This window comes from Caballeronia sp. LZ019 (assembly GCF_031450825.1).
Classification (GTDB): domain Bacteria; phylum Pseudomonadota; class Gammaproteobacteria; order Burkholderiales; family Burkholderiaceae; genus Caballeronia.
The window spans coordinates 740,400-764,866 of the sequence record NZ_JARTVZ010000005.1 but is presented as its reverse complement, the minus strand read 5'-3'; the positions used below and the strand labels follow the sequence as shown (position 1 = coordinate 764,866).

Below are 24,467 nucleotides of genomic sequence, written 5' to 3'. Positions count from 1 at the left end.
CATGAAAGAATGCCCGTTGAGCCGAAAGGCCAGCGGGCTTTTAACTATGCAAACGAAACGACGAAAACCTCAGCGCAGATTGATCGAACGCTGCGTGCGCTTGTACTGAATGTTCTCGACGATCTGCTTCGCATTGCCGACAGGCAGCTTGCTCGTGCAGAAATAATCCTGATAGAGCGCCGCCTGATACGCGTTCAGTTCGCCGTTTTCGATGCGCCGGAAATCGAACGTGGCGCCGCGATCCCAGCCGGTCTGCGTGTCGTCGATGCTCGCGTAGCGCCGCCATTCGTACGTATCGCAACGGATGCCTTCGTAGTTGACGTTGCGCGCGCCGCCCGGACTCGTCACGACGACGACGTATCGCACCACGCCGTCACTGCCGACGCTGAGCGAAGTCTTGTCGATGGCGAACGTCAGAGGAGTGTTCTGCGAAACGTCGAACGGCAGCAGGCTGGACGTTTGCGGCAGCGGCGGCAACGTATCGACCTTGTTCTCGACCCATTCCGACTTCCGGTCGAGCAGATACGTGAACACGCTGTCATCCTGGTTGGACGCAGACGGAGCTTTGGAACTGGAACAGCCGGCGAGCGCGGCCAACACGGCCACGGCTACCGCAGATGAGACGATGACTTTCAATTCGATGTTCCCGGAAGACGGATGCGCGGACGGCGAAGCGCCCGGCGCGGCGAGCCATGCTCGCGTGCCGGGTTCTACGAAGTGCCGAGTGTCAAAATGAACGAAGAGCGGCGCCGGTCATTCGCACGATGCACGCGTGGCGATGATCCGCACTTCTTCGCTGATCGTGCATTCTGCCTGAACCGCAGCGCCAGCGGCGGTTACGGCAGGTGCTTCGATCGTCATCGTCTGGACGACGCGTGGATAGCGCGGCCCGTGATGCGCGGCGCGATCGCCGCGAGAGTTGGTTCTCCGCAAGAAGCGGGAAAGCTCGGTGAGAGCAAGTTGATAAACGTCGCGCTTGAACTCGATGACCGCATCCAGGGGCACCCAGTACTCGTTCCAGCGCCAAGCATCGAATTCCGGATGGTCCGTCGCGCGCAGGCAAATGTCACAGTCGCGTCCCACCATGCGCAGCAGAAACCATATCTGTTTCTGACCGCGATAATGTCCGCGCACTTCGCGCTTGATGAACTTATCCGGCACCTCATAACGCAGCCAGTCGCGCGTGCGACCGACAACTTTCACGTGTTCAGGCAGCAGGCCGGTTTCTTCGTGTAACTCCCGATACATTGCTTGCACGGGGGTTTCGCCGTATTTGATACCCCCTTGCGGAAACTGCCAGGAATGTTCACGCAGCCGCTTGCCCCAAAACACTTCGTTGCGCGCGTTCAAGAGGATGATGCCGACGTTCGGGCGAAAGCCTTCACGATCCAGCATACAACCACCTTCGAATCCTTTAAAATTGCTTTGATTATAAACAGATAACGGACCCGGCGCATCGGTTTCAACCCGTGGCGGCGGCAGCGTTCCGAGGCAGAAATGCCGCGCGAGTGCCAGGAATCTTTGCCAGGCAACGAGGAAGGCGGCAGAATCTTCTCCTTGTCGGCCAGGATTCAGCGCGTGCGGTACACGAAGGCCGTCCACGCGAAGCCGTCCACCGTTCCGTCGTTCACACGTCTCGCCAGCCTCGTAGCCGCATGCTTTCGAGGCGCGCGCCGCTTTTGGAAAATTCTTGAATGAAAGCATCCCGTTTCTTCATCGGCACCCTGAAGGAAGCCCCCGCCGACGCCGAGATCGTCAGTCACAAGCTGATGATGCGCGCCGGCATGATCCGTCGCGTCGCGGGCGGTATCTACGATTACATGCCGATCGGCCTGCGCTCCATTCGCAAGGTCGAAGCCATCGTGCGTGAAGAGATGAACCGCGCGGGCGCGCTCGAATTGCTGATGCCCGCCGTGCAGCCCGCCGAACTGTGGCAGGAATCGGGCCGCTGGGAGCAATACGGTCCTGAGTTGCTGCGCATCAAGGATCGCCACGAGCGCGATTTCGTGGTCGGGCCGACGCACGAAGAAGTGGTGACGGACATCGCGCGCCGCGAGATCAAGAGCTATCGCCAGTTGCCGGTCAACTTCTATCAGATTCAAACGAAGTTCCGCGATGAAATCCGTCCGCGTTTCGGCGTGATGCGCGGCCGCGAGTTCATCATGAAGGACGCGTATTCGTTCGATAAGGACAGCGCCGGCCTCGCCGAGTCGTATCGCAAGATGTACGACGCGTACGTGCGAATCTTCACGCGCATCGGCCTCGAGTTCCGTGCGGTTGCGGCGGACAACGGTTCGATCGGCGGCAGCGGCTCGCACGAATTCCACGTGATCGCCGAAACGGGCGAGGACGACATCGCGTATTGCCCGACCTCTGATTTCGCGGCGAACGTCGAAGCTGCCGACGCGCTGCCGCTGATCGCGCAACGCGCCGCGCCTGCCGAAGAACTGAAGAAGACGCCCACGCCGGGCAAGGCGAAGTGCGAGGCGGTCGCCGAGCATCTGAACATTCCGCTCGAAAAGACCATCAAGTCGATCATCCTCGCCACCGACAACGAAGGCGCGGAACCGACCATCTGGTTGCTGATGCTGCGTGGCGATCATTCGCTGAACGACATCAAGGTCAACAAGCTGCCGGGCCTCGCGGGCTATCGCTTTGCGACTGAAGCGGAGATCGTCGAATGGTTCGGCACGCCGCCGGGCTATCTCGGGCCGATCGGCACGAAGAAGCCGGTGCGCGTGATCGCCGACCGCACGGTGGCGAACATGAGCGATTTCGTTGTCGGCACGAACGAAGTCGATTACCACACGACCGGCGTGAACTGGGGCCGCGATCTGCCGGAGCCTGAGGTCGCGGATATCCGCAATGTCGTCGCGGGCGATCCTTCGCCGGATGGCAAGGGAACGCTGGAAATCTGCCGCGGCATCGAGGTCGGCCACGTGTTTCAGCTCGGCACGAAGTATTCGGATTCCATGGGCGCGACCTATCTCGACGAGAACGGCAAGCCCGCTCCGATGCTGATGGGCTGCTACGGCATCGGCGTGACGCGCGTGCTGGGCGCGGCGATCGAGCAGAACTTCGATGACAAGGGCATCATCTGGCCCGAATCCATCGCACCGTTCGAAGTGGTGATCTGCCCGATGGGCTACGACCGCAGCGACGCCGTGCGCGAGCAGGCCGACAAGCTGTACGCCACGCTGCTGGAAGCGGGCGTCGACGTAATTCTCGACGATCGCGGCGAGCGTCCCGGCGTGATGTTCGCCGACTGGGAACTGATCGGCGTGCCGCATCGCATCGTGATCGGCGATCGCGGGCTGAAGGAAGGCAAGCTCGAATATCAGGGCCGCCGCGACACCGAAGCCACGCTGCTGCCGGTGGATGAGGCTGCGGGCGTCGTGACAGACAAGGTGCGGGCCGCGCTCGCGAAGTAATGCAGTACAACTTTCTGTCTGCGACGGTCCTGCTGCTGCTGATCACCGATCCGCTCGGCAACATCCCGATCTTCATCAACGCGCTGCGGGGCGTCGCCATCGAGCGGCGCCGCGTGGTGATTCTGCGCGAAGTGGCGATCGCGTTCGGCATCCTGCTGTTGTTCATGCTGGCCGGCGATCACTTCTTGCGCGCGATGCATCTGACGGACTTGTCGTTGCGAATCGGCGGCGGCATTGTGTTATTTCTGATCGCGCTCCGGATGATCTTCCCGCACCCGGATGGCCCGATGGGCGGCGACTCGCGCGGCGGCGAGCCTTTGATCGTGCCGCTCGCCATTCCCGCGCTCGCCGGGCCGTCGGCGCTCGCCACGGTGATGCTGCTGACATCGCAGGCGCCGGGGAAGATGCTCGAATGGATCGGCGCGCTGACCGTCACGATGGTCGTCTGCGCGGTCGTGCTGATTCTTGCGGAGAAAATACAGCAGTGGCTCGGCGAGCGTGCGGTGACGGCGTTCGAGCGGTTGATGGGCCTCGTGCTCGTGGCAATTTCCGTCGAGATGATTCTGACCGGGATACGGGCGTTCGTGCATCAGCTATGAAAAAAGCGGCCTCGGCCGCTTTTTTCTTGTCGCGAGAAAAGGCTCACGCTCCTTCGGTCAACGCCCGGATGGTCGGCAAGTTGCGCCAGTAACCCTTCGCATCCATGCCGCAACCGAACACATACCGATCGGGCACTTCGAACCCGCAAAAGTCCGGGCGCAGCGGCTTCGCCTTCGGGATGATCTTCTCGCACAGCACCGCCGACAGGAACTGTTTCGCGCCCATCGCCATGATGCGATCCCGGATGGCGGCCATCGTTTCGCCTTCGTCGAGGATGTCGTCGAGCACGAGCACCACGCGATCCTTCACCGATTCCGCCGGCGCCACGCGCCATTGCATTTCGCTGCCGCCCTTGATGGCGTTGCGATAGCGCGTCAGATGGATGTAGTCGAACTCGAGCGGGAAGTCGAGATGCGGCAGCAGCATGCCGGTGAACACGGCCGCGCCCCCCATGACCGAGAGCACGAGCGGAAAGTCTTCGCTCGTCGCCGCCTTGATGGCCGCAGCCATGCGTTCGATCGATGCGTTGACTTCGTCCGCCGAAACGATCTCTTCGGAGTGGCTGTAGATATGGAGGGCTTCTTCGCGATTCATAGGAAAGCGGGGGAGGCTGATTGCTTGCTGTGGAGAAAAACGGCGGCGCGGACCTTATCATAAACCCGCGCGAAAGCCACGCGGGTCTAGTGCAACGCGATCAACGCATGCCCGGCATCATGCCCTTCATGCCGCGCATCATCTTCTGCAGGTTGCCGCCCTTGAGCTTCTTCATCATGCCGCGCATCTGCTCGTACTGATTCAGCATGCGGTTCACTTCCTGCACATGGACGCCCGCGCCCGCCGCGATACGACGCTTGCGCGCGGCCTTGATCAGCTCCGGCTTCGCGCGCTCTTGCAGCGTCATCGAATTGATGATGCCTTCCATGCGGCGCATCTGCTTCTCGGCGTTGTTCATGTCCGCGCCTTGCGCGGCCTGCTGGAACTGCGCAGGCAGCTTGTCCATCAGCGACGAAAGACCGCCCATCTTCTTCATCTGCGACAGTTGCGCCTTGAAGTCGTTCAAATCGAAGTCGCCGCCTTTCTTGACCTTGTCGGCGAGCTTCTGCGCGGCAGCGGTATCCACGCCACGCTGCGCTTCTTCGACGAGCGCGAGAATGTCGCCCATGCCGAGGATCCGGTTCGCCATGCGATCCGGGTGGAAGACTTCGAGGCCATCGAGCTTTTCGGCGACGCCCACGAATTTGATCGGCTTGCCCGTGACATGGCGCACCGAAAGGGCCGCGCCGCCGCGCGAATCGCCGTCGAGCTTGGTCAGCACCACGCCCGTCAGCGGCAGCGCGTCGTTGAATGCCTTGGCGGTGTTGACGGCGTCCTGACCGAGCATCGCATCGACGACGAAGAGGGTTTCGGCGGGCTTCAGCAGCGTATGAAGCTGAGTGATCTCGTTCATCATCGCTTCGTCGATGCCGAGACGGCCGGCCGTATCGACGATCACGACATCGTGATAATGCCGCTTCGCCCAGTCGATCGCCGCGCGCGCGATGTCCGCCGGCTTCTGATCCGGCTCCGACGGGAAGAAGTCCGCGCCGACCTGCTCGGTGACCGTCTGCAACTGGCGGATAGCGGCGGGGCGGTACACGTTAACGGAAACCGTCAGCACCTTCTTCTTCTGCTTCTCGCGCAGCAGCTTGGCGAGCTTGCCGGTGGTCGTTGTTTTACCCGCGCCCTGCAGGCCGGCCATGAGGATGACCGCGGGCGGCGTGACGGCGAGATTGAGTTCGGCCGCCTTGCCTTCGTAGTCGCCGCCGATGACCGCAGTGAGCTCGCGCTGCACGACGCCGACGAGCGCCTGACCCGGCGACAGGCTCGAGAGCACTTCCTCGCCGAGCGCCTTTTCCTTCACCTTTGCGATGAACTCGCGCACGACCGGCAGCGCCACGTCGGCTTCGAGCAGCGCGAGGCGCACTTCGCGCAGCATTTCCTGCGTGTTGGCCTCGGTGAGCCGGGCCTCGCCGCGCAGCGTCTTGACGACGCGCGCCATCCGTTGAGTGAGGTTGTCGAGCATGGGGAATGTAGAGAATGCGGCCCTTGTTTACCTGCGGCGTGAGAGCGGCTTCGCGGCGATGCGCTTTATTCCGGCGCAAGGGGGAAGACGTCGCGGGTTCGGGGCCTAGTGTAAACTTCGAACATGGATATTGTACTGTATGCCCTCACTGCGCTTCTCTACGGCGGACTGGCCGTGGCGGGCTGGCGCGCGCATCGTCATACGGGCGTCGAGCCGGCATTGGCGGGCGTGCCTGCGGGCGTCGGTGCGCCGCCTGCGCCTGCATCGAAAGCGTCCGGCATGAGCGGCGTCGGGCGCGCTCTATTATCAATAGCGTTGCTCGTGCACGGCCTCTTGCTGCACACGACCATCTTCCCGCAGAACGCGATGGTGTTCGGCTTTGCGTTCGCGCTCTCCGCGATGTTCTGGCTCGGCGCGGGCATCTACTGGATCGAGAGCTTCTTCTTTCCGCTCGACGGCTTGCGCCTGCTCGTGCTGCCGCTTGCGTGCGTCGCGTCGCTGTTGCCGCTCGTGTTCGGCGGCGTGCGCGTGCTGTCGTATTCCGCAGCGCCGATGTTCAAGCTGCACTTTCTGATCGCCAACATCGCGTACGGACTGTTCGCCATCGCCGCGCTGCACGCCATCCTGATGCTGATGCTCGAACGCCGCCTGCAGCGCATGCGCGGCCTCGCGATGCGTCACTCCGGCAACAACGGCTGGCTCGCGAGCTGGCTCGACACCTTGCCGCCGCTGCTGACGCTCGAGAAGCTGCTGTTCCGGCTGATCGGCGCGGGCTTCCTGCTGCTGACGCTCACGCTCGTCTCGGGGATCGCGTTCAACGAGCAACTGGTTGATCGCGCGCTGAGCTTCGATCACAAGACCGTGTTCGCTTTCCTGTCCTGGCTGATGTTCGGCGCGCTGCTGACCGCGCGGCGCATCTCCGGCTGGCGCGGGCGCGCGGCGCTTCGCTGGGTGCTCGCATCGTTCGTGGCATTGCTGCTCGCGTATGTCGGCAGCCGGTTCGTGTTCGAAGTGCTGCTGCATCGCGCGGTCATCTGAGCGCGTGATTCGACCTTTCTAGCCGATGCGAAACTTCATTCTTCTAATCGTCCTCTTCTTCGTCACGCAGTGGCTCCTGAAGAAGCTGCGCCGTGCCAACGAGCGCGCGCAATCGGGCGCGACGGGCTCCGCCGGTTCCACGAACTCGACGCGCGGCCGCAATGGCGCCGCCGCGACCGATGCCCCGCAACTCGCCGACCCGCTCATCCGCTGCGCGCAATGCGGCGTGCATACGCCACGCAGCGAATCCATCGTGGTGGCGGGGGAGCGCTTCTGCAGCAACGACCACGCACGCCGTCACGCCGCACGTCCGACAGGCCGCGACGCACGATAAGCACGGTGGCTTCCACCATCGGTCAAGCGCGATCGATTGAGATCCTCGGATCGCTCGCCAGCGTGCGTCGCCCACATCCATTTCTCCGATTCAGCTCCGCATCGAAGCAACCGGCGAGCCACCGCTGAGCGCCGCGTAAGGTCTTTCTCGCGGCGATGCAGCAGCGTGACGCGCAAGCCCTTGCCGTGCTTTGGCGCAGCAGAAGTCAACCCCGCGCACGCGTTTCCTCAGCAAAAAAACCTTTTTGAGACCGTGCGAAGTTCCACTATACTTGGTGCCGACAGACGTACTTTGCACTATATCTTGTGTTGTCGAGGCGGCGCCCGCTCCCACGAGCCGGCGCCGTTGGCTTTCCGGTGCAAGAGAAGTTCGGCTGGCGCCGGGCGGTTCCCGGGCTTCGGGGCATACGCGAAGCGCGCCGAGCGCCGGCGAGCAGCATCGTGAGGAAGCAGGCAAGAGAACGCGAGTCGCGTTGACCGATAACCGCGCGCCAACGCGGGTCCCGCACGCGGCGCCAAGAACATGCGGGCCGTCATCGCCGGGAATCGCGTTCAGAGTCGGCTTCACGGCTGGAATTCACAGCCCGGCTTCACCGAAAAAAATCCGCGCGCCGCGCGCGGGACAAGGGATAAATTTGCGGATCATCCGCACCATTCGAACACCAGGAGTTTTGCACATGCAAACCACCGAAAACGCCACGTCTTCCTTCGAAGGCGCATCCGCACAGCCGGCAGGCGGTGCGCAGGTTCCGGGCGCGCAAGCGCTCGCGCCCAACACGACGTTTGCCGACTACAAGGTCATCCGTCGCAACGGAAGCGTGGTGTCGTTCGAGCCGTCGAAGATTTCCATCGCCGTGACGAAGGCGTTCATCGCCGTCAATGGCGGGCAGGGCGCGGCTTCGGCACGCGTGCGCGAGCTCGTCGAGCAACTGACGCAGGCGGTCGTTCGCGCGCTCGTGCGCAGCCGTCCGCACGGCGGCACGTTCCACATCGAAGACATTCAGGATCAGGTCGAACTCGCGCTGATGCGCGGCGGCGAGCACAACGTCGCGCGCGCCTACGTGCTGTATCGCGAGAAGCGCACCCAGCAGCGGTCGCAAGAACGTTCGGCCGCGCAGAACGCGCAGTCGCCCGAAGGCGGCGTCATCAACGTGACGGACAACGGCGTCACGCGCCCGCTCGATATGGAAGCGCTGAAGGCGCTGATCGTGTCCGCATGCGCGAATCTGGGCGATGCGGTGTCCGCTGATCCGATCGTCGCCGAAACGGTGAAGAACCTGTACGACGGCGTGCCGATGAGCCAGGTCTACGACTCGGCCATTCTCGCGGCCCGCACGATGATCGAAAAGGACCCGGCGTACAGCCAGGTCACGGCGCGCATCCTGCTGCACACGATCCGCCGCGAAATCCTCGAAGAAGAAGTGACGCAGGCCGAAATGGGCGAGCGTTACGCGGAATACTTCCCGCAGTTCATCAAGCGCGGCGTCGAAGCCGGCCTGCTCGACGAGAAGCTGCAACAGTTCGACCTGAAGCGTCTGGGCGCCGCGCTCGACCAGAACCGCGACCTGCAGTTCGGCTATCTCGGCCTGCAGACGCTGTACGACCGCTACTTCCTGCACGTTGACGGCACGCGCATCGAGTTGCCGCAGGCGTTCTTCATGCGCGTCGCGATGGGTCTGTCGCTCAACGAAATCGACCGTGAAGCGCGTGCGATCGAGTTCTACAACGTGCTGTCGTCGTTCGACTTCATGTCGTCGACGCCGACGCTGTTCAACTCGGGCACGCATCGCTCGCAGTTGTCGTCGTGCTATCTGACGACCGTCGCCGACGACCTCGACGGCATCTACGAAGCGCTGAAGGAAAACGCGCTGCTCTCGAAGTTCGCGGGCGGCCTCGGCAACGACTGGACGCGCGTGCGTGCGCTCGGCTCGCACATCAAGGGCACGAATGGCAAGTCGCAGGGCGTCGTGCCGTTTCTGAAGGTGGTGAACGACACGGCCGTCGCCGTGAATCAGGGTGGCAAGCGCAAGGGCGCGGTGTGCGCGTACCTGGAGACGTGGCACCTGGACATCGAGGAATTCCTCGAGCTGCGCAAGAACACGGGCGATGACCGCCGCCGCACGCACGACATGAACACGGCGAACTGGATTCCCGACCTGTTCATGAAGCGCGTCCACGAAGGCGGCGACTGGACGCTGTTCTCGCCGGCCACGTGCCCGGACCTGCACGATCTGTTCGGCGCGGAGTTCGAGAAGGCGTACACGGCTTACGAAGACAAGGCGGCGCGCGGCGAGATCAAGCTGTTCAAGAAGGTGCCGGCGGCGCAATTGTGGCGCAAGATGCTGGGCATGCTGTTCGAGACGGGCCACCCGTGGATCACGTTCAAGGACCCGTGCAACGTGCGTTCGCCGCAGCAGCACGTGGGCGTCGTTCACTCGTCCAACCTGTGCACGGAAATCACGCTGAACACGAGCGACAGCGAAATCGCCGTGTGCAACCTGGGTTCGGTGAACCTCGTCGCGCACCTGACGAAGCAGGCCGACGGCACGCTCGCGCTGGATCATGCGAAGCTGAAGCGCACGATCAGCGTCGCCATGCGCATGCTCGACAACGTCATCGACATCAATTACTACGCGGTGGCGAAGGCGCGCAATTCGAACCTGAAGCATCGTCCGGTGGGCATGGGCATCATGGGCTTCCAGGACTGCCTGCACTTGCTGCGCACGCCGTACGCGTCTGCGGATGCGGTGGAGTTCGCGGATCGTTCGATGGAAGCTGTCTGCTACTACGCGTATTACGCGTCGACGGAACTGGCGGAAGAGCGCGGCCGTTATGCGACGTATCGCGGCTCGCTGTGGGATCGCGGCATTCTTCCGCAGGACACGATCAAGCTGCTCGCCGAGGCGCGCGGCGGTTACGTCGAAGTGGATTCGACCGAGACGATGGACTGGTTGACGCTGCGTTCGCGCATCGCGACGCACGGCATGCGCAATTCGAACTGCGTGGCGATTGCCCCGACGGCGACGATCTCGAACATTATCGGCGTGTCGGCGTGTATCGAGCCGACGTTCCAGAATTTGTATGTGAAGTCGAATCTGTCGGGCGAATTCACGGTCGTCAACGACTACCTGGTGCGTGATCTGAAGGCGCGCGGCCTGTGGGATGAGGTGATGGTGTCGGACCTGAAGTACTTCGACGGCACCTTGTCGCGTATCGACCGCATTCCGGCGGACCTTCGCGCGATCTACGCGACGGCGTTCGAAGTGGATCCGAAGTGGCTGGTGGAAGCGGCGTCGCGCCGTCAGAAGTGGATCGATCAGGCGCAGTCGCTGAACATCTATATGGCGGGCGCGTCGGGCAAGAAGCTGGACGAGGTCTATAAGCTCGCGTGGCTGCGTGGTCTGAAGACGACGTATTACCTTCGTACGATGGCGGCGACGCACGTCGAGAAGTCGACCGTTGCACACGGTGCGCTCAATGCGGTTCCGTCTTCGGGTTCTGATGGTGGGTTCGGTGCTTCGGGTGCTTCGGGTGGCTCTTCGGCGGCGAGCGGCGCCGCGGGCGGTGGGTTCAATGCGGCATCTGCTTCGGCGGCGGCTGCGCCGGAAGCCGATGGGCCGGTTTGCATGATGCGTCCGGGGGACCCCGGGTTTGATGAGTGTGAGGCCTGTCAGTAAGGGTTTCTAGCTCGGCGCTACCGAGGGCGTTGCTCTCGGGGCGGTTAGGCCGGTCACCGTGGTTTCTTTTCCCCCGGGGGAATAGGGCTTCGGTGCCGGTCTTTTCTTTTGTCGGTCTTGTCGTTTGCGTCGTTAAACAAGCTCACCGAAAGACGACGCATCCCCCGAACCGCGCGAGCACCGAAACCCATTCATCCCCGCGTCCCACGCGAAATCTCATGTCCCGCATCCCGCGCGAGCCGCGCACTGACCGGCATCGAGAGAAACGAAAACAGACCCACAACCAGAAACGCAGGCCAGAAGTCCGACCACCGCACGGAAGCGTGCCCATTGAGATACTGCGAAAGCTCGAGCGTGATGCCCGCGATCGTCACCCCAAGCCCCAGCGAAACCTGCTGCACGAAACTGGCGAGGCTCGTCGCCCGCCCGACATCGCGCGTCTCGATCTCCGCATAAGCGAGCGAGTTGAGCGAAGTGAACTGCAGCGCAGGAAAGAACCCGCCGAGCAGCACAACCGCCCAGATGACCCACGTCGGGGTGCCGGGAAAGAACGCGCCGCACGCAGCGATTGCGATCCCCGACAACGCCGCGTTATAAAGCAACGTCTGCCGAAAGCCGAAGCGATGCAACACCCGCGACGCCAGCGATCGCATGAACATGCCGCCGAACGCAGAAGCACACGTGATCGCGCCGGACTTGAACGCCGTCATGCCAAGCCCTTCCTGCAGCGCGAGGGGCAGCAGAAACGGCACCGCGCCCAGCCCGATGCGAAAGAGCGAGCCGCCCCCGACGCTCGCCTGAAACGTCGGGACGCGAAAGAAGCGCAAGTCGAGCAACGGCCGCTCGGCGCGTCGCGCGTGCAGGATGTACAGCACGACCATCAGCGCGCCCAGCACGCACATCGCGTACGCGACGCTCGGCGGCACCAGCTCGCCGCCGACGAGCGACAGCCCGAGCATCAATAACACGCCCGCGCTCGCCGAAAGAAAGAAGCCGAACCAGTCGAGCCGCCCGGGATGCTCCTCGCGCGTGTCGGCGATGTATCGATTGGTCAGGTAGATGCCGGCGATGCCGATAGGAATGTTGATGAAGAAGATCAGGCGCCAGTGCAGATACGTCGTAATGAAGCCGCCAAGCAGCGGACCGGCCGCAGGTCCGAGCATTGCAGGCACCGACAGATAGTTCATCGCGCGAATGAACTCCGAGCGACGCACCGAGCGAAAGATGATGATGCGTCCGACAGGCACCATCATCGCGCCGCCGACGCCTTGTATGAAACGCGCGACAGTGAACGTGCCGAGCGATGTTGACGCCGCGCACAGCAACGACCCGACGACGAAGATGCCGATGGCCGTGCGGAATACGACGCGTGCGCCGAACCGGTCCGCAACCCAGCCGCAGATGGGAATGAACACGCCCAGGCCGAGCACATAACTCGTGACCGCAATCTTGAGTGTGACGGGATCGCGTCCGAACGCTCGAGCCATTTCGGGAATCGCAGTGACGATGACGTTGGCGTCGACGCTTTCCATGAACATCGCACATGCGACGATGAGAGGGGCAATGAAAGCTTTGACGGCGAGCGGCATCAGAGAACGCGATCATCATGGCGGGAGGAGCGGCGATTATGGCACCGATGTGGAGCACATGCCGACGGTCACCGACGCGCTATGTGACGCGATGAACATACACGAGGAGTGAAGAAGCGATGGACCCGCAAGACCTGCAACGTCTCGTCACGCAGACGATGCCCTACGGCAAGTACAAGGACCGGCTCCTCGCCGACTTGCCCGGACACTATCTCGCATGGTTCGCGCGTGAGGGTTTTCCTCAAGGCAAGCTCGGCGCGTTGCTCGCACTCATGCACGAGATCGATCACAACAACCTGCGCTCACTGCTCGATCCACTGCGGCGATGATGCTTTTTTCGCACTTGCGCGGCGCCCCTATAGGTTGTATGAGATGGGCGCAGCGGACACAATATCTTGTAGCGAACGCGCCGAAAATGCTAAACTTCGGCAACGAAATCGACGCGGTGGAAACGCACCAGGCGGCGTCCATCAGCGAGTCGAAAGTGTCGTCGGTGCGCGCGAGATGCATACGAAGATCGCGCGTATCAGTGCCGCTTCATCGTCAATGACATCGCATTCGAGATCGCATGAGTCGCATCGAGTTCACGCGTGTCGAAGATCCATGCGAGTCATCGAACGCCGTACATCGGCACGTGCTGCGTCTGCGTTCACACCACAGCTTCGAAGCATCGATGCAACGCAGCGCAGAAGGTATCGAAGCACTCGATGACAGTCAGTCAGGACCGCTTCACACCTGTCTCATCGATGCCCGCATCACGCGTCACACACGAAGCGAAGAGCCAAGTGTTGTATGCAGGTAGCAACGCTGAATCCAAATCGCTGGAAAACGAGAATTTTCATGAGCAAGCTCTTTTATCGCTCATGAAAAGATGGTACAAACCGATCTAAATTGATGGTGAGAATTTATGCTCAACTGGGATGACGAGAACACGACCGTAGCTCCCTCGAGCGCTTCGCAACAGAACTCGTTGCGCAACGCTCAAGGCACGACTTTCGGTACGCAAGCAGCGCATGCTGCAGCTCATCAAGCCGCCCATCAGACTGCTCAGGCGAACAACATCTTCTCCGATGGCTTCGTTCCCCCCGCAGCCGCCACGCCCTCCGCTGGCGCCATCGCCGCGCAGAGCGAAGCGCGTGTCAACGTCGCAGACAAGCGCATCATCAACGGCAAGACCGACGTCAACCAACTGGTCCCGTTCAAGTACAAGTGGGCGTGGGAAAAGTACCTCGCCGGCTGCGCGAATCACTGGATGCCGCAGGAAGTGAACATGTCGCGAGACATCGCCCTGTGGAAAGACCCGAACGGCCTGTCGGATGACGAGCGTCGCATCGTCAAGCGCAACCTCGGCTTCTTCGTGACGGCGGACTCGCTCGCCGCGAACAACATCGTGCTCGGCACGTATCGTCACATCACCGCTCCCGAGTGTCGCCAGTTCCTGCTGCGCCAGGCGTTCGAAGAGGCGATCCATACGCATGCGTATCAGTACATCGTCGAATCGCTCGGTCTCGACGAAAGCGAGATCTTCAACGCGTATCACGAAGTCAAGTCCATCCGGGACAAGGACGAGTTCCTCATCCCGTTCATCCAGACGTTGACCGATCCCGCGTTCACCACCGGCACGCTGGAAGCGGACCAGAAATTGCTCAAGTCGTTGATCGTGTTCGCCTGCATCATGGAAGGGCTGTTCTTCTATGTGGGCTTCACGCAGATTCTGGCGCTGGGTCGCCAGAACAAGATGACGGGCGCGGCGGAGCAGTACCAGTACATCCTCCGCGATGAATCGATGCACTGCAATTTCGGCATCGACCTCATCAACCAGATCAAGCTCGAAGAGCCGCAACTGTGGACCGCCGACTTCAAGGCGGAGATTCGCGAGCTCTTCAAGCAGGCTGTTGATCTCGAATATCGCTACGCTGAAGACACCATGCCGCGCGGGGTTCTCGGCCTGAATGCGTCGATGTTCAAGAGTTACCTGCGCTTCATCTGCAATCGGCGTTGCCAGCAGATTGGCCTGGACCCGCTCTACCCGAACGAGGAAAACCCGTTCCCGTGGATGAGCGAAATGATCGACTTGAAGAAGGAACGCAACTTCTTCGAGACACGCGTGATTGAGTATCAAACCGGCGGCGCGCTGACCTGGGAATAACAACGAGCCCAGGACGTGTTGCAGACGAAATCGATGGGACGGGCAGGCAGCGGCGTGACACTCACGCGCGCCTGACCGACAAGGTTTAGGAGAACGGTCGCCTGATGCAAAGTGCGCCTACTGACTTAACGGAGCAAGTGATCCGATTGGAAGACAGGCGTTTTGCGTTCCCTTCATTGGGATGGGCAAACTTCCCCCCGGAAAACGCCAGCGGCAAGCTCGCTGGCTCGATCAAGCGATGGGCAGCGCTGCGTATGCGCGCTGACTTTATTTGGCGCGCGGTGCCTCGGGGCACGGCGCGCCTTGCCGTATTCATTAGCGTAAGCAGGTGGGATCAGCGTACGCCGATGAATAATCCGCTTCGTAGCGTGTGCCCTGAGAGCCTCCACGCGGGAAGCGGGTTTTGACGAAGGGTGTTGTTTGAACTGACTCTCATCTGAAAACCTGAAGGAGAAAAATCATGGCAGTTGCCAAGAAGAAACCCGCCGCGAAGAAGGCCGCAGCAAAGAAAGTCACCGCCAAGAAGGCAGCCGCTCCGGCGAAGAAGGTAGCAGCGAAGAAGGTTGCCACCAAGAAGGTCGCTGCGAAGAAAGTCGCGGTGAAGACGGTTGCCGCCAAGAAGGCAGCGCCGGCCAAGAAGGCAGCAGCGAAGAAGGTCGCGACCAAGAAAGTAGCGGCGAAGAAGGTTGCAGCGAAGAAGGCGCCGGCGAAGAAGGCCGCAGCCAAGAAAGTCGCTGCCAAGAAGGCGCCTGCCAAGAAGGCCGCAGCCAAGAAAGTCGCGACCAAGAAAGTAGCGACGAAGAAGGCCGCAGCGAAGAAGGCGCCTGCGAAGAAGGCTGCCGCCAAGAAGGCGCCTGCGAAGAAAGCGGCCGCCAAGAAGGCTGCCGCCAAAAAGGCCCCCGCCAAGAAGGCTGCTGCGAAGAAGGCCCCTGCGAAGAAGGCGTCGGCGAAAACCGCCTCTGCCCCTGCCGCGCCTGCTGCTCCTGCGCCCGCTTCGACGTCGGCGTCGGCGCCTGCTCCGGCAGCGAAGAAAGCTGCACCCGCAGCGAAGAAGGCTCCGGCCAAGAAGGCCGCTGCCGCCAAGAAGACGACGGCTGCTGCTCCCGCAACGACGGCAACGACTGTCTCGACGCCCGCTCCGGCCGCTCCGGCTGCAGCGGTCAAGACGGCGCTGAACCCGGCGGCAGCATGGCCGTTCCCGACGGGCAGCCGTCCGTAAGTCTCGGCGCAAGCAGGACGCATCATCGCGGCACACTTCGATGTGCCTTAGGACCGGGTAGGGCTACCCGGCCTCAACCCGTCGCGGGGGAAACCCGGCGGCGGGTCTTTCGTTTATGGGGCACTCAGCGAGTTGCCCGCACACCCAGGCGATCGGCAGACAAAAAGCGCATGCCTCTTTCGATGCATGCGCTTTTCTTGTTGGCCGAAGCGTCGCTATGGATTCTTCGGCTGAATGCGTCCGTGCTTGCTTAGTGCGTCACGCGCGTCACGCCGCCGCTCGACAACAGGCGAACGCGCTCGCCAGCTTGAAACACTTCGCCGTTCGATGTCTGCGTGATCGCGCGAAGATCGCCGTTGTCGAGGCGCACGGTGATCTCGAGCCCGTTCTTCGTTGCGACGCTGTTCTCGACCGCGTTACCCGCGACCGCGCCCGCCAGGCCGCCGATGATGCCCGCGATGATCGACCCGTTGCCGCCGCCGATGGCGCTGCCCGCCGCGACGCCGCCGAGCGCGCCGCCACCGATTGCGCCGAGACCGGTCGGCTGCCCGTTGTTCGAACTGATCTTCACGCCGCGCACGCTTTCGACGGTCGCCATGCGCACCGTTTCCTCGCGCTGCGCCTGCGACGCCGTATAGACGTCCGGCGAACTGCTGTTATAGGCGCAGCCCGTCAGCGCCACTGAGCCGATGAGCGCTGCTGCCAGCACGATGCGACTTACCGTTTTCATCCCTTCACTCCCTTCTTCCACTCGCTCACGACAGGCTGGTTCCGAATGCCTGCTTGAAACGCTCTTCGATTTCGGCGCGCGTCGGCGCATAGGTTTGCGGGCCCTGATGTTCGATCTTCAACGCACCCATCAGACTCGCGAGACGCCCCGTCTTTTCCCAGCCAAGATTGTTCTCGATGCCGTACAGCAGGCCGCCGCGGAACGCGTCGCCACAACCGGTCGGATCGATTACCTGACGCGCCTTCGCAACCGGCACGTCGAGCACGCCGCCTTCATGATAAATCTGGGCGCCATGCTCGCCGCGCGTCACGACAAGCGCATCGACACGGCTCTTGATGTCTTCTATCGACCAGCCGGTCTTGTTGCTCAACAACTTGGCTTCGTAATCGTTGACCGCCACGTATTTGGCAAGTTCAATCATGCGACAGAGTTCTACACCTTCAAGGATAGGCAAACCCTGACCCGGATCGAAGACGAACGGCACGCCCGCAGCCGCGAATTGCGCTGCGTGTTCGCGCATGCCGTCGGCGCCGTCCGGCGCCACGATGCCGAGCGTGATGCCCTGCGCTTCGTCGGCGCGGTTGAGGTGCGATTCCATCATCGCGCCGGGGTGGAACGCGGTGATCTGATTGTTCGCGAGATCGGTCGTGATGAAGCATTGCGCCGAATGCTGACCGGGCAGCACGCGCACATATTCTTTCGACAGACCGAGCGCGTCGAGGCGATCGATGTAGAGCTGCGCGTCCGCTTCGCCGAGCGTCGCCATGATCTTCGGATCGCCGCCGAGCAGTTTCAGCGCATACGCGATGTTGCCCGCGCAGCCGCCGAAGTTGCGCCGCATCGTCGGGACCAGGAAGCTGATGTTCAGCATGTGCACCTGATCCGGCAGGATGTGGTCGCCGAAGCGGCCCTGGAAGGTCATGATGTTGTCGTAGGCGAGCGAGCCGCAGATGAGCGTAGCCAAGGCGAACGTCCTTTAAGTTGGGATGCCGAGCAAGAAAATGCGCATACGGCGCGCGGCGGCGGCCTTTCGGCTCGGAGCGGCAGCCGCGCCCCGTATGCGCGGACCGCCAGAAGCGGTCCGGGTCGTGCAGCTTACTTCAGCGCCGACAGCGCCGCATCGTAGTTCGGCTCGTCCTTGATTTCCGGCACGAGTTCCGCATGCAGCACCTTGTTGCTTTCATCGAGCACGACGACAGCGCGCGCCGTCAGTCCCTTGAGCGGGCCGCTCGTGACATCGACGCCATACGCCTGCGCGAATTCACGGCCACGGAACGTCGACGCCGTCACCACGTTGGCGAGCCCCTCCGTCGTGCAGAAGCGCTTGGCGGCGAACGGCAGATCGCCCGACACGACGAGCACGACGGTGTTGTCGAGCTTGCCGGCGGATTCGTTGAACTTGCGCGTGGAGGTGGCGCAAGTGGGGGTGTCGAGGCTCGGCACGATGTTCAGCACCTTGCGCTTGCCGGCGAAGCTCGCGAGCGTGATGTCGCCGAGGTCCGTGCCGACGAGCGTGAACTCGGGGGCCTGCTGTCCTGCGCTCGGAAACGTGCCGCTGACTTCGATGGGATTGCCGCCGAGGGTAACTTGACTCATGTTGCGCTCCAGAGAGATGTCAGATGCTGACGGGAAGATGCACTTGGCGTTAGCGCGATTCAGCGGACAGGACGTGGACGCCCGTCGCGCGATCGCGCCATCACGGATAGAAGACCTGAACGCGGTAATTCGCGGCGACGGCATCGCCGGTATCGAGCCGCACGACGACCGGCTGCGCGCTTTGCGGCGGAAGGCCGATGGCGAATATCGTACCCGGTCGCGCGTAATCCTGCGGCCAGAGCACGCGGCGGATGGCGACATCGCTTTTATCGTCGAGCAGCGTGAGTTCGAGCGCCGGATAGGCGAGGGGAACGTCGGCGCGATTGCGCAGCATCAGCTTGAGTTCGAGCTTGTGCGGACCGTTGACCTGACGCAGCCCCGAACTCTCGATCTGCAGTCCCGCGATATAGCGCGGCGGCGAGAACGTGCAGCCGACTTCGGTGCAGATATCGGCGTAGAGCGCGCGCGTGCCGGGCATGTAGACCATCACCGCTTCGCGCTGCCACCACGCGAGCTGCATGAGAAACATCACCGCGAGCACCGCGGCAAGCAGGTAGCCGGCGATCAGCACGCCTTTCCGCCCGCGCTTGGGCGGCTGCGCGGCGGGACGCGGCTCGCGCATCACGGGAAACGCTTCGTTCGCGCTCGGCGCATGAGCCGCGCCCGGTTGGGACGGCCTCGTGCCGAAGCCCGGCTCGTCGTCGTGCCAGGCGGGCGTGGGCTCGACCGGTGGTGCCGGACGGGCAGGCGGCGTATCCGCCTGGCGATGCCCGGGGCCGATGAACGGCTCCGCGCGGTCGTCGACAGGATTCACGAAGCGCGTCGGCGGCGGTTCGGCACGCGGCGGCGCCGGCTGGGCGCGATCGCCGTCTGGCGCCTTCACCCGAACGAAGGGTTTGCGCCGGTCGTCCGCCGGAGGCTCGACAGCCGGTTCGTTGGCTGCATCTTTTCGAACCGGTCTCGCCGATGCCGCAGCGAATGCCGGCGGCTTCGCTTGGAGCGTAGGGTCGTCGTCTTCGGGGGATGAAGTCCGCTTGCCGAGTTCCAGCGTGCGGGGCACGGCGAGCGTGGGCGGCTCGTGATCGGCTTCGCTCGTCGGCGCAGTGAACGTGGACGGCCCGACCGCGACTTCATCGTCGACGATGGCGGCGTGCTGCGCTTCGTCTGCTGCCGCGGCGTCGTCCGGAAGCTCGAACGTGTGATGCGCGGCGTCGAAGACTTCCTGACAGTGGCCGCAACGCACACGGCCATCATGCGGTGCGACCAGATGCGGGTCGAGCCTGAATACGGTTTCGCAGTGAGGGCAGCGGGTTGCGAGCGCCATTTCTAATGCCATTGGCCTCGCGGCCGCGTCGTGAACGATGGCGCTATTCTAAAGGCTTTCGCGGCGCGTTCCGGCGAGGCACACCCAGCCTTCGTGCTCGCGCCAGACGGCGATGTCGATCCATCGCGCGTAGACCGCCGCGACTTCGTCGGCCTGTCGAGCGAGGATGCCCGACAGCGCGATGCGCCCGCCCGGTTTCACCTTCGCGGAGAGCATCGACGCCATCAGCTTGAGCGGATTGGAAAGAATGTTCGCAACGACGATATCGAACTCGCCGGCGGGGCATTCGTCGGGCAGGCCGTAGGCGACATCGGCGTGGTTGCGTTCGCTGTTCTGGCGCGCGGATTCGACCGCCTGGGGATCGATGTCGATGCCGTGGACCGGATCGGCGCCGCACTTCTTCGCAAGAATGGCGAGGATGCCCGAGCCGCAGCCGTAGTCGAGCAGCGACTGCCCCGGCTTCACCGATTGCTCGAGCCATTCCATGCACAGGCGGGTGGTCGGATGGCTGCCCGTGCCGAACGCGAGGCCGGGGTCGAGTTCGAGGACGAGCGCGGACGGATCGGGCGCGTCATGCCACGACGGCACGACCCAGATGCGCTCGCCGATCGGAATCGGATCGAACTGCGCCTGCGTCAGGCGCACCCAGTCCTGTTCTTCCACGACGCGCACCGAGAACGCAGGCGTCGCGTTCAGGCCGATTTCGTTTGCGGCCGCCGCGAGCAGCACGGCGGGATCGGCGTCTTCGGCCAGCAGCGCGACGACGCGCGAACGCTTCCACGCGCTGCGCTCCGGCGTGAGGCCGGGCTCGCCGAATAGCGGCTGCTCGTCGGGCGTATCGGCGTCGGCGTCTTCGACCGATACCGACAGCGCGCCGATGTCCAGCAGCGCGTCCGACAACGCTTCCGCGTGCTCGCGGTCCAGCTCGGCGATCAGTTCCCGGTAACTCATGCTCGTGTCTCTATCCGACTCAGGACTCTTCCGCCACCGCCGCCTGACGCGCGGCCAGCTTGTTCTCGAGGTAGTGGATGCTCGTGCCGCCCTCGACGAACTTGGCGTCGATCATCAACTCGCGATGCAGCGGGATGTTGGTCGAAATGCCCTCGACGACCATTTCCGACAGCGCGATGCGCATGCGGTTGATGGCCTGCTCGCGCGTCGCGCCGTAGGCGATCAGCTTGCCGATCATCGAATCGTAGTTCGGCGGGACGAAGTAGCCGTTGTACGCGTGCGAGTCGACGCGGATGCCCGGCCCGCCCGGCGCATGCCACGACGTGATGCGTCCCGGCGACGGCGTGAACTTGAACGCGTCTTCGGCATTCACACGGCACTCGATGGCATGGCCGCGGAACTGAATGTCCTTCTGGCGGAACGCGAGCTTCTCGCCGGCGGCGATACGAATCTGCTCCTGCACGATATCGACGCCCGTGATCAGCTCCGTCACCGGATGCTCGACCTGCACGCGCGTGTTCATTTCGATGAAGTAGAACTCGTTGTTCTCGTACAGGAATTCGAACGTGCCTGCGCCGAGATAGCCCATCTTCTTGCATGCGTCGGCGCAGCGATCGCCGATTCGGTCGATCAGCCGCCGCGCGATACCCGGCGCGGGTGCTTCCTCGATGACCTTCTGGTGACGGCGCTGCATCGAGCAATCGCGCTCGCCGAGCCAGATCGCGTTGCGGAACGAGTCCGACAGCACCTGAATCTCGATATGCCGCGGGTTCTCCAGGAATTTCTCCATGTAGACCTGCGGATTGCCGAACGCGCGGCCCGCTTCTTCGCGCGTCATGTTGACCGCGTTGACGAGCGCTGCTTCCGTATGCACGACGCGCATGCCGCGTCCGCCGCCGCCGCCCGCCGCCTTGATGATGACCGGATAGCCGATCGCGCGGGCAATCTTCACGATCTCCTTCGGATCGTCCGGCAACGCGCCTTCCGAGCCCGGCACGCACGGCACGCCGGTCTTGATCATCGTCTGCTTGGCGGTGACCTTGTCGCCCATGAGGCGGATGGTTTCGGGGCGCGGCCCGATAAACGTGAAGCCCGACTGCTCGACGCGCTCGGCGAAGTCGGCGTTCTCGGAGAGGAAGCCGTAGCCGGGGTGGATGGCTTCGGCGTCGGTGACTTCAGCGGCGCTGATGAGCGCCGGCATGTTCAGATACGACAGGTTCGACGGCGCCGGTCCGATACACACGGCTTCGTCGGCGAGCTTGACGTACTTGGCTTCCTTGTCGGCTTCCGAATAGACGACGACGGTCTTGACGCCCAGTTCGCGGCACGCGCGCTGGATGCGAAGCGCGATTTCGCCGCGGTTCGCAATGAGGATTTTTTCAAACATGGCTGTGGGTCGGCTCATCAACGGGCACGCGCGAGCGGCCCTCGGGATTCGAATCGGCGGCGCGCGCTTGCACGAGTCATGCTGAAGCGCGCGCCGGCGCGGTGCAGCCGGCAGACGGAGCGACGCCCCGGCGCACGGCCCGACGCGCTTAGTCGCCGATCACGAAGAGCGGCTGGCCATACTCGACCGCCTGACCGTTCTCGACGAGGATTTCCTTCACGACGCCGGACTTGTCCGCTTCGATCTCGTTCAGGAGTTTCATGGCTTCGATGATGCAGATGGTCTGGCCTTCCTTGACCGTATCGCCGACCTGGACGAACGGATCCGCACCCGGCGACGGCGCGCGATAGAACGAGCCGACCATCGGCGACGTCACGATGTGGCCCTGCGGCGCGGAAGCCGCCGGCGTCGCTGCGCCCGCGCTCGCGCCGGCATCGACGCCCGCGGAAATGCTCGGCGCGGACTGCGTCTGAGCCTGCGGCGCGTACTGCTGCGGCGCCTGCATGTAGACCGGTGCTGCGTTCTTGACGATGCGAACCTTGCCTTCGCCCTCCGTCACTTCCAGCTCCGAGATGCCGGATTCCGAGACGAGGTCGATCAGCGTTTTCAGTTTACGAAGGTCCATCGAAAAATCCCCTTTCAATACTTGGAGACCGGGACTGCCCGGTGCTTGACTTGATTTGTGGGTGTATGACGTCAGCCGCGAGCCGGCGCGAGCGGCCCGCTGGCGCGCGCATGCATTCGGCGCATCGGTGCGCCCGCCCATGCGCGGGCTGCAAAATCGGCGGAGTCGATCGGCACGCGGAGAACGCTCGCACGGAACGTCATGGCGTGATCGCCTGGAAGCGCGCGCCCGAACGGCACGCGAGCAGTCTCATTTCGCGCGGCGCGGCGGCACGGCCCGTTCGATCGGGCATCGGCTGGTTCAGCTGCGTGGCTTTGCGGCGCCGGCGGAATGATCATGGTCGCTTCGGTTGTGCGGAATTCGGCGCACTTTAGCGCCGTTTAGAGAATGTTGTCTAGTTTTGCCGTGCAAGCGCCAAAATCGGGACGGGAGTATTTACCGGCAATGTCGCTACCGAAGGACGAAGTTCCCGCAAAAGCACGCTAAGTTGCTGCTTACTTATCGTAAAGGCGAGGCATCAGGTGGCGATTTTTTACAGCGCGTCCAGCGTTCGCTTGAGTTCCGCTTCGTTCACTTCGCCGAGTTTTGTCGCCCGGACAGCGCCCTTCGAGTCGATGACGACGGTAAATGGCAGTCCACCCGCGTTATTGCCGAAACCCCGCGCAAGATCCGCGCCGCCGAAACCGGTCACGTAGACGGGGTAATCGACCGGGACTTTCTTCAGGAAGTCGTTGACGTTCTTCTCGCTGTCGACGCCGAGCCCGATGAACGTGACACCCTTCTTTTGATATTCGCGTTGCAGCGCGGAGAGCGTCGGCATTTCCTTCACGCACGGGCCGCACCACGATGCCCAGAAGTTGACGACGACCGGCTTGCCCTTGAAAGCCGCGAGCGGCTGCGACGTGCCGGCGGCGGCGGGCGGCGTCGCCTGCCACAATTGTTCGACGGCGTTGCCGCTCGGCTGCGTGGCGGCTTCCGTATCGACGCCGGAAAAGTAATGGCCCGCGTAGAAGCCGCCGACGGTCGCGGCGATCGCAACCGCGAGGGCCGCCAGGATGCGTTTGCTGTTCATGGACGTGAGAGCGTGTTGAAGTTTCAGCCGCCGACTTCGAGCGGCGGACGACCGGAATGGCCGGGATCGTCGAGCAGGGCGCGCACGGCCGCCGCGTTCGCTCGTGCGAGCCGTCCGCGTCCGTCGGCACGCACCGCGCCGCGCAGATCGTTGCTTCCGTAGAGTGCGATATGCACGCCGATCGGCTCCTCGCCGCGTTCGCGATGCAGGAAGCTGAGCGTTTCCACATAGCCGCGCCCCGCGAAGTGACGCGTTTCGGAGACGTCGTACTGAATGTTGGCGTTGAGCAGATAAATGGCGACTTCCTTCGGGTTGTCGCAGAAGCATTGCAGATGGATATCCGAATGCTCGCCCGCCGTGCCGTTGAGCACCGCGCCGGTCAGATACGGATCGAAGGGCTTGAGCCGCTCCATCCAGTCGAGCGCCACCTCGCGCATGCGGCGCAGGACGGCGGGCTGGCTGTCGCTCTGGAAAATCGCCTGGTACTCGCGGATTTCCTCTTCGATCTGATCGTTGTCGGGTAGGAATTCGCCGCCGATTTTCGCCTCGCCGACGACCTGCCGCGCCGCCTTGCGCTTCGCGGTGGAGTAGTCGAGGCCATCTTCGGCGATCATTCTCGCTGCTGCGATCGCGATTTCCTCGCGCACGCGCTGCGGATCGAAGTGTGATTTGCGGACCATTGGG

General features: G+C 63.1%; 23 protein-coding genes and 1 pseudogene. 10 read left to right on the top strand and 14 right to left on the bottom strand.

The features are described 5' to 3' along the window. Positions 1–69 precede the first annotated feature (69 nt). Together P9255_RS16915 and P9255_RS16910 are read right to left on the bottom strand one after the other, a co-directional pair. A complete protein-coding gene (locus tag P9255_RS16915; protein WP_404980439.1) occupies positions 70–642 on the bottom strand; it encodes a CNP1-like family protein in 573 nt (190 codons plus the stop codon). Between the two features lie 111 nt (positions 643–753). Next, positions 754–1,395 carry an RNA pyrophosphohydrolase gene (locus P9255_RS16910; protein WP_309765402.1) on the bottom strand — a complete coding sequence of 214 codons (642 nt, stop codon included), beginning with the start codon at positions 1,393–1,395 and terminating at the stop codon, positions 754–756. 299 nt (positions 1,396–1,694) lie between these two features. On the opposite strand from P9255_RS16910, the gene P9255_RS16905 reads away from it, so the two are divergent. Then, complete coding sequence (locus P9255_RS16905) at positions 1,695–3,431, top strand: proline--tRNA ligase (protein ID WP_309790139.1); 1,737 nt, start codon at positions 1,695–1,697, stop codon at positions 3,429–3,431. After that, positions 3,431–4,030, top strand: coding sequence for a MarC family protein (locus P9255_RS16900; protein WP_309764034.1), 600 nt, complete (start codon positions 3,431–3,433; stop codon positions 4,028–4,030). The genes P9255_RS16905 and P9255_RS16900 overlap by 1 nt, the downstream gene beginning before the upstream one ends. Positions 4,031–4,073: 43 nt before the next feature. Here P9255_RS16900 and P9255_RS16895 read toward each other — a convergent pair whose 3' ends face one another. After that, entirely contained in the window at positions 4,074–4,625 is a 552-nt protein-coding gene (locus P9255_RS16895; RefSeq protein WP_309764035.1) for a hypoxanthine-guanine phosphoribosyltransferase, read from the bottom strand. A gap of 100 nt (positions 4,626–4,725) precedes the next feature. After that, a complete protein-coding gene (gene ffh, locus P9255_RS16890; protein WP_309790138.1) occupies positions 4,726–6,093 on the bottom strand; it encodes a signal recognition particle protein in 1,368 nt (455 codons plus the stop codon). 123 nt (positions 6,094–6,216) lie between these two features. Between ffh and P9255_RS16885 the strand changes: the two genes are divergently transcribed. The 3 genes from P9255_RS16885 to P9255_RS16875 all read left to right on the top strand — a co-directional run bounded on the left by P9255_RS16885 (position 6,217) and on the right by P9255_RS16875 (position 11,141). After that, positions 6,217–7,131, top strand: coding sequence for a cytochrome c biogenesis protein CcsA (locus tag P9255_RS16885; protein WP_309790137.1), 915 nt, complete (start codon positions 6,217–6,219; stop codon positions 7,129–7,131). A 25-nt stretch (positions 7,132–7,156) separates the two neighbouring features. Beyond that, positions 7,157–7,465, top strand: coding sequence for a PP0621 family protein (locus tag P9255_RS16880; protein ID WP_309764038.1), 309 nt, complete (start codon positions 7,157–7,159; stop codon positions 7,463–7,465). 676 nt (positions 7,466–8,141) lie between these two features. Then, the gene (locus tag P9255_RS16875; protein WP_309790136.1) at positions 8,142–11,141 is read left to right on the top strand and encodes a ribonucleoside-diphosphate reductase subunit alpha; all 3,000 of its coding nucleotides are present in this window, start codon (positions 8,142–8,144) and stop codon (positions 11,139–11,141) included. A 191-nt stretch (positions 11,142–11,332) separates the two neighbouring features. Here P9255_RS16875 and P9255_RS16870 read toward each other — a convergent pair whose 3' ends face one another. Beyond that, positions 11,333–12,730 (bottom strand): MFS transporter, encoded by a 1,398-nt coding sequence (locus P9255_RS16870; RefSeq protein WP_309764040.1) that lies wholly within the window; start codon positions 12,728–12,730, stop codon positions 11,333–11,335. On the opposite strand from P9255_RS16870, the gene P9255_RS16865 reads away from it, so the two are divergent. From P9255_RS16865 to P9255_RS16845, 5 genes and pseudogenes are all read left to right on the top strand, one after another. Next, positions 12,705–12,842: a hypothetical protein gene (locus tag P9255_RS16865; RefSeq protein WP_309765498.1), complete on the top strand. Its 138-nt coding sequence runs from the start codon at positions 12,705–12,707 to the stop codon at positions 12,840–12,842. The two genes, P9255_RS16870 and P9255_RS16865, sit on opposite strands and share 26 nt — an antisense overlap. A gap of 7 nt (positions 12,843–12,849) precedes the next feature. Further along, positions 12,850–13,059 carry a DUF3820 family protein gene (locus tag P9255_RS16860; protein ID WP_309764041.1) on the top strand — a complete coding sequence of 70 codons (210 nt, stop codon included), beginning with the start codon at positions 12,850–12,852 and terminating at the stop codon, positions 13,057–13,059. Between the two features lie 578 nt (positions 13,060–13,637). Then, a complete protein-coding gene (locus P9255_RS16855; protein ID WP_309764042.1) occupies positions 13,638–14,879 on the top strand; it encodes a ribonucleotide-diphosphate reductase subunit beta in 1,242 nt (413 codons plus the stop codon). A gap of 104 nt (positions 14,880–14,983) precedes the next feature. Then, a pseudogene (locus tag P9255_RS16850) lies at positions 14,984–15,308 on the top strand (hypothetical protein). A 31-nt stretch (positions 15,309–15,339) separates the two neighbouring features. After that, positions 15,340–16,098, top strand: a complete 759-nt coding sequence (locus P9255_RS16845) for a histone H1-like DNA-binding protein (RefSeq protein ID WP_309790135.1) — start codon at positions 15,340–15,342, stop codon at positions 16,096–16,098. A 250-nt stretch (positions 16,099–16,348) separates the two neighbouring features. Here P9255_RS16845 and P9255_RS16840 read toward each other — a convergent pair whose 3' ends face one another. The 9 genes from P9255_RS16840 to P9255_RS16800 form a co-directional block, all read right to left on the bottom strand. Beyond that, on the bottom strand, positions 16,349–16,828 hold the full coding sequence (locus tag P9255_RS16840; RefSeq protein ID WP_244815181.1) for a hypothetical protein: 480 nt from the start codon (positions 16,826–16,828) through the stop codon (positions 16,349–16,351). Positions 16,829–16,853: 25 nt separating this feature from the next. Then, a complete protein-coding gene (locus P9255_RS16835) occupies positions 16,854–17,792 on the bottom strand; it encodes a carbohydrate kinase family protein (protein WP_309790134.1) in 939 nt (312 codons plus the stop codon). A gap of 131 nt (positions 17,793–17,923) precedes the next feature. Then, a complete protein-coding gene (tpx, locus tag P9255_RS16830) occupies positions 17,924–18,424 on the bottom strand; it encodes a thiol peroxidase (RefSeq protein WP_309764046.1) in 501 nt (166 codons plus the stop codon). Between the two features lie 100 nt (positions 18,425–18,524). Beyond that, positions 18,525–19,748 (bottom strand): DUF3426 domain-containing protein, encoded by a 1,224-nt coding sequence (locus P9255_RS16825; protein ID WP_309790133.1) that lies wholly within the window; start codon positions 19,746–19,748, stop codon positions 18,525–18,527. Positions 19,749–19,796: 48 nt separating this feature from the next. Then, the gene (gene prmA / locus P9255_RS16820; RefSeq protein ID WP_309764048.1) at positions 19,797–20,699 is read right to left on the bottom strand and encodes a 50S ribosomal protein L11 methyltransferase; all 903 of its coding nucleotides are present in this window, start codon (positions 20,697–20,699) and stop codon (positions 19,797–19,799) included. A 19-nt stretch (positions 20,700–20,718) separates the two neighbouring features. Then, a complete protein-coding gene (accC, locus tag P9255_RS16815) occupies positions 20,719–22,086 on the bottom strand; it encodes an acetyl-CoA carboxylase biotin carboxylase subunit (RefSeq protein WP_309764049.1) in 1,368 nt (455 codons plus the stop codon). A 148-nt stretch (positions 22,087–22,234) separates the two neighbouring features. After that, positions 22,235–22,711, bottom strand: coding sequence for an acetyl-CoA carboxylase biotin carboxyl carrier protein (gene accB, locus P9255_RS16810; RefSeq protein WP_309764050.1), 477 nt, complete (start codon positions 22,709–22,711; stop codon positions 22,235–22,237). Between the two features lie 532 nt (positions 22,712–23,243). Beyond that, positions 23,244–23,783, bottom strand: a complete 540-nt coding sequence (locus P9255_RS16805) for a TlpA disulfide reductase family protein (protein ID WP_309764051.1) — start codon at positions 23,781–23,783, stop codon at positions 23,244–23,246. A gap of 23 nt (positions 23,784–23,806) precedes the next feature. Then, positions 23,807–24,463: a UDP-N-acetylmuramate--alanine ligase gene (locus P9255_RS16800; RefSeq protein WP_309764052.1), complete on the bottom strand. Its 657-nt coding sequence runs from the start codon at positions 24,461–24,463 to the stop codon at positions 23,807–23,809. Between the last annotated feature and the right edge of the window lie 4 nt (positions 24,464–24,467).